16 protein-coding genes are annotated in these 14,975 nt (G+C 72.2%); 4 read left to right on the top strand and 12 right to left on the bottom strand.

The window, feature by feature from the left end; genetic code table 11:
- Window positions 1–123 precede the first annotated feature (123 nt).
- Window positions 124–432, top strand: a complete 309-nt coding sequence (locus GVN67_RS14250; protein WP_159997044.1) for a hypothetical protein — start codon at window positions 124–126, stop codon at window positions 430–432.
- A 12-nt stretch (window positions 433–444) separates the two neighbouring features.
- Here the strand turns inward: GVN67_RS14250 and GVN67_RS14245 are convergent, their stop codons facing one another.
- The 5 genes from GVN67_RS14245 to GVN67_RS14225 all read right to left on the bottom strand — a co-directional run bounded on the left by GVN67_RS14245 (window position 445) and on the right by GVN67_RS14225 (window position 6,436).
- Window positions 445–1,146 carry an ABC transporter ATP-binding protein gene (locus GVN67_RS14245; protein WP_159997042.1) on the bottom strand — a complete coding sequence of 234 codons (702 nt, stop codon included), beginning with the start codon at window positions 1,144–1,146 and terminating at the stop codon, window positions 445–447.
- Complete coding sequence (locus GVN67_RS14240) at window positions 1,146–1,895, bottom strand: ABC transporter ATP-binding protein (protein ID WP_159997040.1); 750 nt, start codon at window positions 1,893–1,895, stop codon at window positions 1,146–1,148. Before GVN67_RS14240 ends, GVN67_RS14245 begins: the two co-directional genes overlap by 1 nt.
- A complete protein-coding gene (locus GVN67_RS14235; RefSeq protein ID WP_200845256.1) occupies window positions 1,892–3,739 on the bottom strand; it encodes an ABC transporter permease in 1,848 nt (615 codons plus the stop codon). The genes GVN67_RS14240 and GVN67_RS14235 overlap by 4 nt, the downstream gene beginning before the upstream one ends.
- A gap of 9 nt (window positions 3,740–3,748) precedes the next feature.
- Entirely contained in the window at window positions 3,749–4,939 is a 1,191-nt protein-coding gene (locus tag GVN67_RS14230) for an ABC transporter substrate-binding protein (protein WP_235035301.1), read from the bottom strand.
- 333 nt (window positions 4,940–5,272) lie between these two features.
- Window positions 5,273–6,436 carry an aminotransferase gene (locus GVN67_RS14225; RefSeq protein ID WP_159997036.1) on the bottom strand — a complete coding sequence of 388 codons (1,164 nt, stop codon included), beginning with the start codon at window positions 6,434–6,436 and terminating at the stop codon, window positions 5,273–5,275.
- A 128-nt stretch (window positions 6,437–6,564) separates the two neighbouring features.
- On the opposite strand from GVN67_RS14225, the gene GVN67_RS14220 reads away from it, so the two are divergent.
- Window positions 6,565–7,182 carry a DapH/DapD/GlmU-related protein gene (locus GVN67_RS14220; protein ID WP_304621461.1) on the top strand — a complete coding sequence of 206 codons (618 nt, stop codon included), beginning with the start codon at window positions 6,565–6,567 and terminating at the stop codon, window positions 7,180–7,182.
- On the opposite strand, the gene GVN67_RS14215 is transcribed toward GVN67_RS14220, so the two are convergent.
- The 4 genes from GVN67_RS14215 to GVN67_RS14200 are packed head-to-tail and all read right to left on the bottom strand — an operon-like array spanning window position 7,179 to window position 10,096.
- The gene (locus GVN67_RS14215) at window positions 7,179–8,342 is read right to left on the bottom strand and encodes a DUF563 domain-containing protein (RefSeq protein WP_159997032.1); all 1,164 of its coding nucleotides are present in this window, start codon (window positions 8,340–8,342) and stop codon (window positions 7,179–7,181) included. The two genes, GVN67_RS14220 and GVN67_RS14215, sit on opposite strands and share 4 nt — an antisense overlap.
- A complete protein-coding gene (locus GVN67_RS14210; protein WP_159997030.1) occupies window positions 8,339–8,821 on the bottom strand; it encodes a hypothetical protein in 483 nt (160 codons plus the stop codon). Before GVN67_RS14210 ends, GVN67_RS14215 begins: the two co-directional genes overlap by 4 nt.
- Window positions 8,822–8,874: 53 nt before the next feature.
- Complete coding sequence (locus GVN67_RS14205) at window positions 8,875–9,531, bottom strand: DNA-3-methyladenine glycosylase (protein ID WP_159997028.1); 657 nt, start codon at window positions 9,529–9,531, stop codon at window positions 8,875–8,877.
- A 7-nt stretch (window positions 9,532–9,538) separates the two neighbouring features.
- Window positions 9,539–10,096: a hypothetical protein gene (locus GVN67_RS14200; protein WP_159997026.1), complete on the bottom strand. Its 558-nt coding sequence runs from the start codon at window positions 10,094–10,096 to the stop codon at window positions 9,539–9,541.
- A 212-nt stretch (window positions 10,097–10,308) separates the two neighbouring features.
- On the opposite strand from GVN67_RS14200, the gene GVN67_RS14195 reads away from it, so the two are divergent.
- On the top strand, window positions 10,309–11,103 hold the full coding sequence (locus tag GVN67_RS14195) for a response regulator (protein ID WP_235035300.1): 795 nt from the start codon (window positions 10,309–10,311) through the stop codon (window positions 11,101–11,103).
- Complete coding sequence (locus GVN67_RS14190) at window positions 11,100–12,449, top strand: ATP-binding protein (RefSeq protein ID WP_159997024.1); 1,350 nt, start codon at window positions 11,100–11,102, stop codon at window positions 12,447–12,449. Before GVN67_RS14195 ends, GVN67_RS14190 begins: the two co-directional genes overlap by 4 nt.
- On the opposite strand, the gene GVN67_RS14185 is transcribed toward GVN67_RS14190, so the two are convergent.
- The 3 genes from GVN67_RS14185 to GVN67_RS14175 all read right to left on the bottom strand — a co-directional run bounded on the left by GVN67_RS14185 (window position 12,421) and on the right by GVN67_RS14175 (window position 14,943).
- Window positions 12,421–13,191, bottom strand: coding sequence for a DUF6065 family protein (locus GVN67_RS14185; protein WP_159997022.1), 771 nt, complete (start codon window positions 13,189–13,191; stop codon window positions 12,421–12,423). The two genes, GVN67_RS14190 and GVN67_RS14185, sit on opposite strands and share 29 nt — an antisense overlap.
- Before the next feature lie 31 nt (window positions 13,192–13,222).
- Entirely contained in the window at window positions 13,223–13,666 is a 444-nt protein-coding gene (locus GVN67_RS14180; RefSeq protein ID WP_159997020.1) for a hypothetical protein, read from the bottom strand.
- A gap of 86 nt (window positions 13,667–13,752) precedes the next feature.
- The gene (locus GVN67_RS14175) at window positions 13,753–14,943 is read right to left on the bottom strand and encodes a M20 aminoacylase family protein (RefSeq protein WP_159997018.1); all 1,191 of its coding nucleotides are present in this window, start codon (window positions 14,941–14,943) and stop codon (window positions 13,753–13,755) included.
- Window positions 14,944–14,975: the final 32 nt, after the last annotated feature.

Genomic DNA, 14,975 nt, shown 5'->3' with positions numbered 1-14,975 from the left:
GGCCTGGGGGGAGGGGGTCGTTACGATCCCCTCACCAAAAAGTTTCCCGCTTTGTTCTGATTCCTGCCAGGCTGTGCCCGGGCCGCGCTTGTGGCCATGTTCTTTTTATGTTCGCATCCGGGCATGCCGAGCCCCTCCTTTCCCCCCGCTGCGCCGTTCTCCTGGATCTCGCCGCATGCCCCTGCGGCGCCCCCCTCCTGGCGGATCGCGCCGCGCGACGGGCGGCGCACCGGCTGGGCGCGGGCGGGCCTGCATGGCCTGCCCGCGCTTCCCCCCATCTTCTCCTCGCCCGAGGCGGCGCGCGACGCCCTGGCGGCATTGCCCTGGAAGCGCTGGCACCGCGCCAGCCGCCAGCTGATGCTGGCCATGGTGATCGGCATGGGCGGCGGCTGGTTCGCCGGCCGGCTGGCGGTCTTGGTCATTGGGGTGTGACCCGCTGGACGCTCAGACCGACAGGTAGCGCGCCCTGAGCCCGGCATCGGCCATCACCGCCGCCATCGGCCCGTGATGCCGGATATGCCCGGTCTCCAGCAGCCAGGCGTGATCGGCGATGCTGGCGGCGAAGCCCGGGTTCTGCTCCGACAGCAGGATGGCCAGGCCCTCGGATTTCAGCCCCAGCAGCGCCTCGGCCAGGCGGTCGACCACCACCGGGGCCAGGCCTTCCGAGGGCTCGTCCAGCAGCAGCAGCCGCGGATTGCCCATCAGCGTGCGGGCGATGGCCAGCATCTGCTGCTCGCCGCCGCTCATCCGCCCGCCCGGGCGCTTTTTCATCGCGCCGAGGCTGGGGAACAGGGCGTAGAGCCGCTCGGCCGTCCAGGGCGCCTGGCCGGGGCGGGGCGGGCGGCGGCCGACCTCGAGGTTTTCGGCCACCGTCAGCTCGGGGAAGATGCGGCGCTCCTCGGGGACGTAGCCGAGGCCGAGGCGGGCCACGTCATGCGGCGCCAGCCCGGCCAGGTCCTGCCCCTCGAAGCGGACGCTGCCCCCGGTCGGCGGCAGCAGGCGCATGATCGCCTTCATCGTGGTGCTCTTGCCGGCGCCGTTGCGGCCGAGCAGGCAGGCCACCTCGCCGGCGGCGACGCCCAGGCTGACCCCGTGCAGGATATGGGCGCGGCCGTAATGCGCCTGCAGGTCGTCGACCGCCAGCATCAGCCCTGCTTCCCCAGATAGCTTTCGCGGACACGCGGATCGGCGCGCACGGCCTCCGGCGCGCCCTCGGCGATCAACCGGCCGCGGTCCAGCACCATGACGCGCGCGGCATGGCCGAAGACGACATCCATGTCGTGCTCGGTGAACAGCACGGCGATGTTCTCGGCGCGGGCGATGGCGGCGGTCTGCGCCATCAAGGCGAGCCGGGATTCGGGCGCCATGCCGGCGGTGGGCTCGTCCATCAGCAGCAGGCGCGGGCGGTTGGCGAGCGCCATGGCGAGCTCCACCCGCTTCAGGTCGCCATAGGCCAGCACGCCGCAGGTCCTTGCCGCCTGGGCCGCCATGCCGACGCGGTCCAGCAGCGCCTGCGCCTCCCCGGCGAAGAGATCGCCAGAGGGCCTGATGAAGGAAAACACCCGCCGGTGGTGCGACAGCAGCGCCAGCCGGACATTCTCGGCGACGCTCAGCGAGGCGAAGGTCGCGGTGATCTGGAAGGTTCGCCCCACCCCCCGCCGCCACAGCTTGCGCGGCGGCAGGCCGGTGACGTCGACGCCGCCCAGCCGCACCCGCCCGGCATCGGCGCGCACCTGGCCGTTCAGCAAATTGAAAAGAGTGCTTTTCCCGGCGCCGTTGGGGCCGATCAGCGCCAGCATCTCGCCGGGGGCCAGGGCGAAGGACACGCCATCCACCGCCCGCACCCCGCCCCAAGCCTTCACCAGCCCCTCGGCCTGCAGCACGGGGGCGGTCATGCGGCGCGCCGGGCGAAGGCGCCGGCCAGCCCGCGCGGGAAGAACAGCACGAGCGCCAGGATCACCAGCCCCAGCACCAGCCGCCAGTAGTCGGTGGCCCGGGCCAGCTGCTCCTGCAGCCCGGCATAGGCGATGGCGCCGACGATCGGCCCGGTGAGCGTCTGCACCCCGCCCAGCAGCACCATCAGCAGCCCGTCGACGCTGCGCGGGATGCCAAGGAAGGAGGGAAACACGCTGCCCTTGCCATAGGCGAAGAGCGCCCCCGCCAGCCCCGCCAGCGCCGCGCTGACCGCGAAGGCGATCCAACGCAGGAAGAAGCCGTCCAGCCCGATGGCCTCCGCGCGCAGCGGGGAATCGCGTTGCGCCCGCAGCGCCAGGCCGAAGGGGGCGTGGATGATCCGCCGCAGCACCACCACGCCGGCCGCCGACAGCGCCAGCGACAGATAGAAGAACACCAGCCGCCCGCGCGCCCAGTCGCTCGGCCAGACGCCCAGGATGCCGTTGTCGCCCCCCGTCACCTCGACCCACTGGAAGGAAACGCTCCAGGCGATCTGGGCGAAGGCCAGGGTCAGCATGGCGGCATAGACGCCCGACAGCCGCACGCAGAACCAGCCGAAGAGCAGCCCGACCAGCCCGGCGGCGAAGGGGGCGGCGATCAGCCCGACCTCCATCGGCGCGGCCAGGTGCTTGAACAGCAGGGCGGCGGCATAGGCGCCGGCGCCGAAATAGGCGGCGTGGCCGAAGCTCGCCATGCCGCCCGGGCCCATGATCAGGTGCAGGCTGGCGGCGAAGAGCACCAGCACGGCAAAATCGGCCAGCAGGATCAGCGGATAGTCGCCGAGGAAGGGCGCCACGGCCACCAGCACCGCGACGGCGGCGATGGCGGCCCATCGCAGCGCCGGCGGCAGGGACCCGGGCAGCGGCGGGGCAGGGGCGGCGACCGGGGCGGTCTCGGCGCCGCGGCCCAGCAGCCCCTGCGGCCGCAGCACCAGCACCACCGCCATCACCAGGAAGACCAGCACCAGGGTGATGCGGGGGAAGACCAGGATGCCGAAGGCATGCAGCTCGCCGATGATCAGCGCCGCCAGCGCCGCACCGCCGAGGCTGCCCAGGCCCCCGATGACCACGACGACGAAGGCCTCGACGATGACGGCCATGTCCATGTGCAGCGTCACGGCCTCGCGCGGGATCTGCAGCGCGCCGCCCAGCCCGGCCAGCCCGGCCCCCAGCGCGAAGACCCCGGTGAAGAGCAGCTTCTGGTCGACGCCCAGCGCCGCGACCATTTCCCGGTCATGCGTCGCCGCCCGCAGCAGGATGCCGAAGCGGCTGCGATGCAGCAGCAGCCAGAGCAGCCCCAGCACCACCGGCCCGACCGCGATCAGGAACAGCTCATACAGCGGAAAACGCGCGCCGAAGATGACGGTCGCCCCCCGCAGCAGCGGCGCCCGCGGCCCGAACTTGTCGTCCGGCCCCCAGAGCAGCAGCGCCACATCCTGGACGATCAGCACCAGGGCGAAGGTGGCCAGCAGCTGGAACAGCTCCGGCGCGTGGTAGAGGCGGCGCAGCACCGTCATCTCCACCAGGGCGCCCAGCGCCGCCACGATCAGCGCGGCGGAGAGGATCGCGCCCCAGAAGCCCAAAAAGCCGCCGAGCTCGGCGAAGGGGCCATGCGCAGTCAGCGTCCAGGCCAGGAAAGCCCCCAGCATGTACAGGCTGCCATGGGCGAAGTTGACGATCCGGCTGACCCCGAAGATCACCGTCAGCCCCGCGGCCACCAGGAACAGCGACGAGGCGCTGGCCAGCCCGTTCAGCCCCTGGACGACCAGCCCCTGCCAATCAAGCACGTGGGGATATCAGTCTTGCGGACGCCAGGCGCGGACCTCGGCCTCGCCGGGCAGGTAGTCGGCGCCGTCGGCATAGCGCCAGTCGACCATCTTGCCCCGCTTGCCCTCCAGCTTGGTGCGGCCGACGAAGGCGCCCAGCGTCGACTGGTGGTCCAGCGCGCGGAAGGTGACCTCGCCGGTGCCATAGCCGGTGGCGAAGCGGATGCCGCGGAAGGCCTCGACCATCGCCTCGGTCTCGGTGCTGCGCGCTTTCCGCAGCATCGCCGCGATCGCCTGGACATTGTCATGGCCCACGATCGAGCCGCAGCGCGGCAGCTCGCCGAATTTTTGCCGGTAGGCGTCGCGCAGCTTCACATGGACCTCGTTGTCGAGGTCGTCGCGCGGATAGCCGGTGACGATCCAGCCATCCGGGCATTCCTCGCCCAGCGGCTCGAGATATTCCGGCTCGCCGGAGAGCATCGAGGCGACGACACGGCCCTCGAACAGCCCACGGGTGTTGCCCTGGCGCACGAAATTCAGCAGGTCGGTGCCGAAGGTGACGTTGAAAATGCCCTCGGGACGCAGCCGCTCCAGCGCCTGCACCGTGGCCCCGGCATCGATCCGCCCCAGCGCCGGGAACTGCTCGCCGACGAACTCGACATCGGGGCGCTTCTTGGCCAGCAGCTCGCGGAACCACTTCACCGCCGACTGGCCGTATTCGTAATTCGGCGCGACGGTGGCCCAGCGCTTCGCCGGCAGCTTCGCCGCCTCCTCGACCAGCATCGCGGCCTGCATATAGGTGCTGGGCCGCAGCCGGAAAGTGTAGCGATTGCCCCGCGACCAGACGAGCGCATCGGTCAGCGGCTCGCTGGCGGCATAGAGCTTCTTGTTCTGCTTGGCGAAATCGCCCAGCGCCAGGCCGACATTGGACAGATACCCGCCCGCCAGCAGCGCCACGCCCTCGGCATTCACCAGCTCGCCGGCCAGGCGAACGGCATCCTCGGGCTTGCCGGCATCGTCGCGGAACACCGTCTCCAAGGGACGGCCATCGATGCCGCCCGAGGCGTTGATCTGCTCCTGCGCCAGCAGCCAGCCATTGCGGTACGGGCCCAGGAAGGCCGGCTGCGCGGTGTAGGAATTGATCTCGCCAATGCGGATCGGGCCGGTCTGCGCCCGCAGCACCGCCGGCCGCGCCAAAGCCGCGACCGCCACACCCGCCATCAACCCACGACGACCAAAACCACCGCGCATCGCACCAACCCCTCGTCAGTCCGGCGGACCTTCGGACAGAAAGGAAGCCAGGGAAAGGCTGGGGGAAGGAATTCCCCCAGACCCCCATCTTTTTTCTGTCAGCGCTGCCGCGGAGGGTGGGGCGGTGGGACGAATGACCCAGGCCAAAGCGCTACCTGCGGCGCGACCTCAGCCAATGGACCAAAACCCAGACCGACAGCGCCAGCATCACGCCCCAGAAAATCTGGAACCAGGGGTCCGGCAGCCGCAGCGACCTGATCAGGCCGATCAGATCGCCGAAGAACGCCAGGGCGCCGCCGCCTTTCACCCCAGGCGGCCGGGCAGCGCGGCCAAAGCCTCGACCTCGGCATTCGCGAAAGCCAGCCGCAGATGGCGATCCTGCCCAGGACCGAAGAAGGGGCCCGGCAAGGTCAGCAAGCCACGCTCTGCCGCCAGCGCCTCGGCCACCGCCAGCGCGTCGCCCCGGTCAGCCGGGATGCGCAGATAGGCGAAATACGTCCCCAGCGCATCGATCCGCCAGTCCGGCGCCCCGGCCAGGGCGGCACGGAACGCCTCGGCCCGCCCGGCCATGATGGCGCGGTTGCCGCGGCGCCACTCGGCCAGCGCCGGGACCGCCCAGGCCAGCGCCGCCTGCGCCGGCCGCGCCGCGCAGATCTGCATGGTGTCGAGCAGCTTCATCAGCGCCACCCGGAAGCCGCCGCCGCCGACGATCGCCCCGACCCGATGCCCCGGGATGCAATAGGACTTGGCGAAGGAATAGAGCTGCACCAGCCCGTCGCCCCAGTCCGGGTCGGAGAACAGCCCATGCGGCGGGGACGCGCTTTCGGGCAGGAAGTCGCGATAGGTCTCGTCCAGCACCAGCCAGATGCCGCGCTGCCGGCAGGTCTCGGCGATGGCGGCGATGACCGCCGGCGGATAGATCGCCCCCGTCGGGTTGTTCGGCGTCACCAGCACCACGGCGCGGACATTCGGCGTCAGGGCCGCGGCCAGCCGCTCGGGGTCCGGGACGAAGCCGTCCTCGGCGCGGGTCTCGAAGGGCAGGGCCTCGATGCCCAGCAGCTCCAGCGCCATGCGGTGGTTGAAATACCAGGGCGTCGGCAGCAGCACGGCGTCGCCGCTGCCGGCCAGCACCGTCATCGCCATGGTGAAGGCCAGGTTGCAGCCCGCGGTGATCGCCACCTGGGCCGGCCCGACCTCGGCCCCGTAGAAGCCGCTGACATCGGCGGCAAAGGCTTCCCGCAACGGCATGTCGCCATCGATCGGGCCATAGCCGGCGGCGGCGCGCTGGCCGGCGGCCTCGGCCAGGCGGGCCAGCATCTCCGGATGCGGCGGATAGCCCGGCACCGCCTGGGTCAGGTCGAGCATCGGCCCGGCCTGCCCGGCATAGCGGGCGGCCCAGCCGCGGGCGGCGGGAATCGGGGGCGCGGCGGTCGCGCCGACGCGCGGCGACAGGCGGAGGCTTGGCATGCCCCCCGTCATGCCGGGCGCCGGCCGAAAAGCAAGCGCTTCCGTCGCCGATCTTTCTCGCGCCTGTCCCCGAACGGTCATATGGCAGCGCTATGACGCGCGGCCCCAAGCGCCCCGAGGAGCCTCCCTTGCCCAAGCTGGCCGAAACCTTCCTGCACCCGACCGTCCGCCAGCGCGAGACCGTCTTCGGCCAGTCCTGCGAAGTGCTGGAGCACAGCGCCATCGAATACAGCACGCTCGGCGACTACAGCTATCTGGGCCAGCATTGCATGGTGGCGGATGCCGAGATCGGCCGCTTCTGCGCCATCGCCGCCATGGTGCGCATCGGCGCGCCGAACCACCCGACTGGTCGCGCGGCGCAGCACCGCTTCACCTATTGCCCGGAATATTACGACGCGACCGCCCGCCGCGACGGCAGCTTCTTCGCCGACCGCCGCGACTCCCGCGTGGTCATCGGCCATGACGTCTGGATCGGCCATGGCGTCACCGTGCTGCCGGGCGTGACCGTGGGCCATGGCGCCGTGCTGGCCGCCGGCGCCGTGGTGACCAAGGACGTGGCCCCTTACGCCATCGTCGGCGGCGTCCCGGCCCGCCCGATCCGCGACCGCTTCCCGCCCGAGATCATCGAGCGCCTGCTGCGCATCCGCTGGTGGGACTGGCCCTTCGCCACCATCATCGAGCGCCTGCCCGACTTCCAGTCCGACGATATCGCGGCGTTCTGCGAGCGCTGGGACGTCCGGGCCTAACCCAGCGCCAGCGCCTGGCAGGCCGCCCGCAGCGCCGCGAGATCCAGCACGAAGGGGCTGTTGTTGCGGTCCCGCCGGCAGGAGAAGCTGTCGCCGACGACGGTCACGCCGCGCAGCGCCTCCTCGGGCGGCAGGCTGTCCAGGATGGCGCGGTGGTAGTCGGGCGAGGTCAGGCTGAGGATCCTGGCCCCCGGCGGCGCATGGATGGCGTTGAACAGCCCGCCGCCATAGACGCCGGCGACGCAATCGGCCTGGCGGAACAGGCTGGCCTGCTGCGCCAGGCTGTAATGCTCCAGCACCAGGGGGACGAAGCCCAGCCGGGTCAGCTCGGCCAGCACGGCGCCCTCGTTCAGCAGCCGGCGGAACCAGTTCTTCTTGCCGGGACGGGCGATGTAGAAGCGGCGCGGCGCCCCGGGCGGCAGCGGCGTGCGCTCGGCCTCGGACCGCAGCATCCGCACCGGCTCCGGCCGGGTCCAGAGCAGCGGCGCCCCCAGATACAGCCGCCGCACCCGCCAGGCCTTGCCCTGGCGCGGATCGGGCACCGCCAGCAGCGCCTCGGGCGCCACGCCATACAGCGCCAGCAGCGGCGCCAGGTGCTGCTGCACATGCTTCGACACCAGCAGGCGCGGCCGCGGCGCCGGCAGCATCCGCCAGTAGAGGAGCTTCGGCAGCACCTCGAGCATGAAATGCGTGTAGTTGAGGTCGGAGCGATAGGTGAGGTGCATCACCGGCGCCTCCAGCGTCTCGCCCTCCGCCGGCCAGGGCTTGCGCGCCGTCGCCCGCCGCGCCGCGATGTCGAGCTCCACCCCCTGGTAGTGCAGCGAGGGGCGCATGTGGTGCAGGAAGGCCGGGTCGGCCTCGAACATGCCGTTGATGCTGTCGGCGACCAGGGTGCCGCTGGCCTGGTCGATCACCAGCCCGCCCGGCAGCACCAGCGCATCCTGCAGCACCGCCAGGCGGATCGCCGGCCTGCGGGTCTGGCGCAGCCGCGGCGGGGCGGGCGTGGCGCCGGCGCGGAAGGTCGGGAACCAGGGATGGGTTGCGGCCTCGGCGGGGCTGGCCTCCCAGGCGCCCTGCGGCGCGGCCAGCAGCGCGTCCAGGCTGTCCAGCCGCGGTTGCTCCGCCAGGTAGGACAGGCCGAGCGCCTGCGGCAGCGTCATGGCCGCACCGCCAGGCTGAGCCCGGGGAAGTCGAAATGCAGGGCGCCCTCGAGGTCCAGCGGCGCCGGGGCGAAGGCGACCAGGCTGCAGCCCTCCTTGTCCTGCGCATAAGGCAGCGGCGGCGCGGCCAGGTCGAAGGGTGGCGGCGCCGCCAGCAGCAGGCAGCGCAGCGCCTTGCGCGGCGGCAGCGCGGCCGCCGGCCATTCGGCATAGGCCATGCCGGGATCCAGCGCGGCCCCCGCCGCCCGCAGCGCGGCGCCGTCCTGCCCCGGCACCGCCAGGGCCAGGCCATCGGTCAGCAGCTCGCGGCAGACGGTCATCAACGCCGCCTGGGACACCGCCGCGATGGTCAGCGCCCGCGGGTCCAGCAGCACCTCCAGCGGGAAATGGCCGGCGAACCAGGCGTCCAGCGCGGCGGTGGCGAAGCGCGGCCGGCCCTCCTCGAAGCGGATGGCCTTGACGAAATCGATCAGATCCACGCGGCGTCCCTCTGCGGTGGCCCAGGCTAGAAGGATGGCCGAAGCTGGCAAGCCTAGGGTGCTTCCCCCGCCGGCCGGCCGGTGGCGAAGCGCCAGTGGTGCCACAGCAGCCGGGCGGCCAGCGACCGCCAGGGGCTCCAGGCCTCAGCCAGGCGCGACAGCTCCTTCGGTGTCGGCCGGGCGGGCAGGGATTTCAGGTGCTGCAGCCCCGCCGCCAGGGCCACGTCGCCATGCGGGAAGATGTCGCGGCGTTCCTCGGCGAAAAGCAGGTGGACCTGAGCGGTCCAGGGCCCGAGGCCGCGCTGCGCCGAGAGATGCGCGATCGCCGCCTCATCCGCCATGCCGGGCAGCGCCGCGAAGTCGAGACCACCCGCCAGGCAGGCCTCGGCCAGGCTGCGCAGATGCGCGACCTTGGGGCGGGACAGCCCCGCCGTCCGCAGCTGCTCGTCGGTCAGCGCGATCATGCCCGCGGGCTCCAGCGCGCCGGGCAAGGCGGAAAACCGCTTCCAGATGGCGGTGGCGGCCTGGTTGCTGATCTGCTGGCCCAGCACGGTGCGCGCCAGCCCGCCGAAGCCCTGCGGCCGGCTGCGCCAGGGCAGCGGCCCGGCCGCCGCCTCGATGCCGGCGAAGGCGGGGTCGAGCTCGGCCAGCTCGCTCAAGCCAGCCCGCGCCCAATCGGGGACGGGCGGCGCATCGATCACGACGGTCATGCCCGCATTATTCAGGGCAGAGCGGGTCCTCGGGCAAGCCGCCCAGCTGCAGGGCGGCGGCCAGCCGGCCGAAGCGGCGCGGATCGACATCGCCGCCGACCACCAGCCACAGCATATCGGCGCCGTGCGAGATCAGCGCCACCCGCGACCCCGGCAGCTGGCGCGGCGGCAGCCCGTCGCGCGGACCGAGCCAGAGGCCCAGCCGGCAGCGCGACGATCCCGCGCCGGGCCCGCGATAGCCGGCATAGACGCCGCCGGCGACCCGCTGGCTCTGCGCCAGCGCTAGCCCGGCGCCGGACAGGTCCGGCAGCCGCGCCAGCACGGGGGCGGGCAGGCTGCTGCCGCCGGCGCGCGGGCTGGCGGTGAAGGCGCGGTGGGCGGCCAGCACCGGCGGCTCCCGCTCCCGCTCGACCAGCAGGGCGATGCCGCCGGCCAGCGCCATGGCGAAGGCGACCCAGGCGGCGAAGCGCAGCCAGTCGGCGCGCGTCGGCCGGCGGTCGCGCAGCCCGGTGCCGCGCAAAGGCGGGGCGGCGGCGAGCGGCGGCATCGGGGGCTGGATCGGCATGGCGCGGCCAGCCTAGCCTTGGCCTGGCCCATGCGAAAGCGTGCCGACGGTTTTCCTGTGCCGTAAAAATTGCGCCGGGCGGCGGCGGCCGGCGCCGGCGGCGGATTGAATTTCCGGGCGGAATGAAACGAAGTGCGACGGCGCGCCGGGCGGCAAATTCCTGTAACATGACGGGCAGGCATCCTTGCCATATCCCCGCTATGGTCGAGCCCATGGAACCGCCTCCGCATATCCTGGTCGTCGATGATGATCGGGAAATCCGCGATCTTCTGTCGAAATTCCTCGAACGGCAGGGCTGCCGCGTCACCGCCGCGCGCGATGCGCGGGAGGCGCGAAGGCTCTGGCCGCTGGGCCGCTACCACCTCGTGGTGCTGGACCTGATGCTGCCCGGGGAGTCCGGCCTGGACTTCGCCCGCTGGCTGCGCAGCCAGTCCGATGTGCCCATCGTCATGCTGACCGCCATGAGCGAGGAGACCGACCGCATCGTCGGCCTCGAGCTCGGCGCCGACGACTATGTCGCGAAGCCCTTCAACCCGCGCGAGCTGCTGGCCCGCATTCGGGCGGTGCTGCGCCGGGCCAATGGCGAAGGCGTCGCCAGCCAGGAGCCGCCGGCGAAATCCATCCGCTTCGCCGGCTGGACCCTGGAGCCCGCCCGCCGCCGCCTGCTGAACATGGACGGCGTCGAGGTGCCGCTGACCGGCGGCGAATACGAGCTGCTGATGGTGCTGGTCGAGCGCCCCAACCGCGTGCTGACCCGCGACATGCTGATGGACCTGCTGCGCGGCCGCCAGGCGGGGCCCTTCGACCGGGCGATCGACGTCGCCGTCAGCCGGCTGCGCCGCAAGCTGGAGGATGACGGCCGCAACCCCAGCCTGATCAAGACGGTGCGCGGCGGCGGCTATGTGCTGGCGGCGACCGTCGACAAGAATGCCGGCCATGCCGGCGCCGGCGACGGCCCCTTCGAGGCCGATGAGGCGGCGGTGGCCGGCAGCAAGGCCGCGGGGTGATCCGCCGCCTGCTGCCGCGCAGCCTCGCCTGGCGGACCGCGCTCTTCCTCAGCCTGGCGCTGATGCTGGTGCAGGCGGCGGGGCTGACCATCCATGCGCTGGACCGCGTCGACCTGCAGCGGCTGGCGATCTCGCGCGAGATCAGCGCCCGCGCCTTCGGCGTCTGGCGCACCGTGCTGCTGGCGCCGCCGGACCGGCGCGAATCCATGCTCTACGACATCGACCTGCCACCCGGGCTGGTGGTCGACCTGTCGGACATGCCGGCGGTGCGGCCGGGCATGCCGCGGGCGCCGCTGGCGCTCGTCCGGCTGTTCCGGCTGGACCTGATCGGCGGCGGGCTGTCGCGCTTCCGCCCCAGGGAGGCGCTGGTCGCCGGCGGGCCGCATCCCGGCATCCTGGTCGTCGCCATGCAGCTGCCGGACGGGCCCTGGCTGAACATGTGGCTGTCGGTGCCGCCGCCGCGCCCCTGGCATTCCGAGACTTTTCTGTTCGCCTTCGTGCTGATGACGGGGGCCGCCTGGGCGCTGATCCTCTGGGCCACGCGGCGGCTGACGCGGCCGGTGGCGGCGCTGGCCCGCGCCGCCGAGCGCCTCGGGCGCGACGTCAACACGCCGCCGCTGCCGGAGAACGGCCCGTCGGAGGTCGCGACCGCCGCGCGCGCCTTCAACACCATGGCCGAGCGCATCCGCCGCTTCGTCGGCGACCGCACCCAGATGCTGGCCGCCATCGGCCATGACCTGCGCACGCCGATCACGCGCCTGCGGCTGCGCGCCGAATTCCTCGACGATGACGAGCAGCGGCGGAAGATGCTGGCCGATCTCGACGAGATGGAGGCCATGGTCAATGCGACGCTGGCCTTCGCCCGCGACGATTCGGCGACCGAGCCCTCGGTGCCGCTGGACCTGGCGGCGCTGTGCCGTACCGTGCTCGACGAGGCCGCCGATGCCCGCCCCGACATGGACCCCGATTGCGTCGCCTATGACGGGCCCGAGCGGCTGCGCATCCGGGCGCGGCCCATCGCGCTGAAGCGGGCCCTGGCCAATCTGGTCGGCAATGCCCTGAACTATGGCGGGTCCGCCAAGATCCGGCTGGAGGATGCCGGCGGCCGCCCGGAGGGGTTGGTGAAGCTGGAGGTCAATGACGACGGCCCGGGCATTCCGGAGGAATCGCTGGAAGCCGTGTTCCAGCCCTTCCGGCGCCTGGAGACCAGCCGCAACCGGGAGACCGGCGGCACCGGCCTCGGCCTGCCCATCGCCCGCAACATTCTGCGCGCGCATGGCGGCGACGTGGTGCTGCACAACCGGGGCGAGGCCGGGCTCACCGCGCTGGTGACCCTGCCGGCGTGACCGGCGGCGGCGGGAAGGGGCGCAGCCGCAGCCGGGTCTGGTGCGTCGCTGCCCGAACACCTTCGGGGCCTTCGCCGCGGGTATAGTCGCGCTGCCAGCCCTGGCGGCGCGCCTCGCTGGCCGGGTCCTGCAGGTCGATGTTGAAGCGCTGGCGGCTGGCGCGCCAGGCGGCGTTGCTGGCGGCCAGCGCCGGCTCGGCCTCGATCGGCCGGGTGTCGGGCACCGCGTCGAGGGCCAGCGACAGGTCGAGCGGGAAGAAGAAGCAGACCGTCTCGCCGGGGACGAAGCGCACCACATGGTCGGGCCGGGTGAAGCGCCAGTTCATGGTGAAGGTCATCGGCGCCCAATCGGCCTCGACGATGCCGGTCAGCGGGGCGATGCCGTCCTTCGCCGCATTGGGCGGCCCGCCGACCCACAGCGCCTGGCCGGGCGCGCAGCGCAGCAGCGCCGGGATCGGGAAGGTCAGCACCCCGGCGCCGAAATGGCTGACCGGCGCGACGCTGCCCTCCCTGACGACCCGCACGACAAGGTCGTCGCGCCCCGGGCCACCATTCCACCAGGCCTCGACGCCGCATTGGGTCTGGATTTCCCAGCCATGCGCATTGGCGATGGTCAGCGGCAGGCAGCGATAGGCAAAACACTCCGGCGTCGCCTCCATCCAGCCGCGGCGGGGCGAGGCCGGGCGGATCGGCGGGAGCGGCGCGTCGGGCAGCTGGTAGGCGGTCAGGCGGTGCGGCGGCATGGCCGCAGGGTAGCGGCCCGCCGGTTAGCGCTCAGTTGGTGCAGCGCTTCAGTGGCGCCGGAAACTCGGCGCAGTTGGGGAAGACGATCTCGTCCGGGCCGCGGCGCTCGATGCGCAGCAGGTTGGGGTCGCCGTCGCAGCCGAAGCCGATGCCGGGCGGCAGGCTGCGGCTGCCCGGCGGCGCCAGCGGGGCCAGGCGGATGGTCAGGCCGTTGGGCTCGGCCGAGGCGGTCTCGATCAGCCGCTGGCGATAGGGAATGTCCAGCGGGCTGGAGCGCATCACCACGTCGCGGGTGAAGATGACGCTGGGCTGGCCGGCGCAGTCGGCGCCGCGGGTCTCGGTGGCGGGGAAGTAGCCGCCGGTCCAGCTGCCGAAGATCCAGGCATGCGGCGGTTGCGGCGCCTGCGCCGCCCCGGGCGTCAGCCCGAGCCCCAGCGCCAACCCGATCCCCAGAAATCCTGCCGCGATCCGCATGCGCGAAAAATCCTCTCGCTGTGGCTGCGGCAGGTAAGCGGGTCTGGCACCGGGCGTCCAGACACTCAGGCGTCAGGCCTGACCCCTCAGGCGAGCTTCAGCTCTTCCTGGACCAGCGACACCCAGTAGCCGATGCCATAGGCGATGGCGTCGTCGTTGAAGTTGTAGGTCGGCGTGTGCAGCCCCTCGGAGGTGGCGCCGCCGGCGCCCTGGCCCAGGAAGATGAAGGCGCCGGGCTTGGCTTCCAGCATATAGGCGAAGTCCTCGCCGCCGGTGATCTGCGGCGCCTTCGCGTCCACGGCCACGGTGCCGACGAGGGCCGAGGCGGCGAGGGCGGCGATGGCGGTCTGCTCCTCGTGGTTGACCACGGGGATGCCGTTGCGGCTGTAGGCGACCTCGGCGGTGCAGCCGAAGGTGGCGGCCAGGCCCTGGGCCAGCTCGGTCATGCGGCGCTCCATGATGTCGCGCACGTCGGGGGTGAAGGAGCGGGCGGTGCCGCCGATGCGGATCTCGGCCGGCATGACGTTGGTCGAGCCGAAGGCGCCGCCGGCGATGGCGCCGACGCTGATCACCGCCGGGTCGATGGCCGAGATGTTGCGGCTGACCACGGTCTGCAGCGCCAGGATGAACTGCGCCTGCAGCACGGTGACGTCGGTCGCCAGGTGCGGCGTGGCGCCGCCATGGCCGCCGGTGCCGCGGAAGGTGACCAGCCAGCGGTCGGGCGCCGCCATGAAGGGGCCGGGGCGGATGGCGAATTGCCCGAGCGGCAGGCCCGGCTCGTTGTGCAGCCCGTAGACGGCGTCGACGGGGAAGCGCTCGAAGAGGCCGTCGGCCAGCATCGCCTTGGCGCCGCCGCGGCCTTCCTCGGCCGGCTGGAAGATGAACTGGATGGTGCCGCCGAAGTCGCGGTGCTGCGCCAGATACTGCGCGGCGCCCAGCAGCATGGTGGTGTGGCCGTCATGGCCGCAGGCATGCATCTTGCCGTCGTTGACCGAGGCGTAGGGCAGGCCCGTGGCCTCGTTGATCAGCAGCGCGTCCATGTCGGCGCGCAGCCCGATGGCGCGCTGCCCGGCGAGCTTGCCTTTGAGGGTGCCGACGACGCCGTAGCGGCCGACGCCTTCGGTGACCTCCAGGCCCCATTCCTTGAGCTTGCTGGCGACGAGTGCTGCGGTGCGCTCCTCTTCCATGCCGATCTCGGGATGGGCGTGGATATCCTGCCGGATTTTTTCCAGTTCCGGCTGGAGCGTCTTCAAGGAGTCGAGGAGGGCCTGGTTCATCGGTGCTGCCGTGGATCAAAAATAGAAGGGGG

It is taken from the genome of Roseomonas sp. 18066, assembly GCF_902706185.1.
Classification (GTDB): domain Bacteria; phylum Pseudomonadota; class Alphaproteobacteria; order Acetobacterales; family Acetobacteraceae; genus Pseudoroseomonas.
The sequence above is the reverse complement of the archived record's forward strand: the minus strand, read 5'-3'. Positions and strand labels throughout refer to the sequence as shown.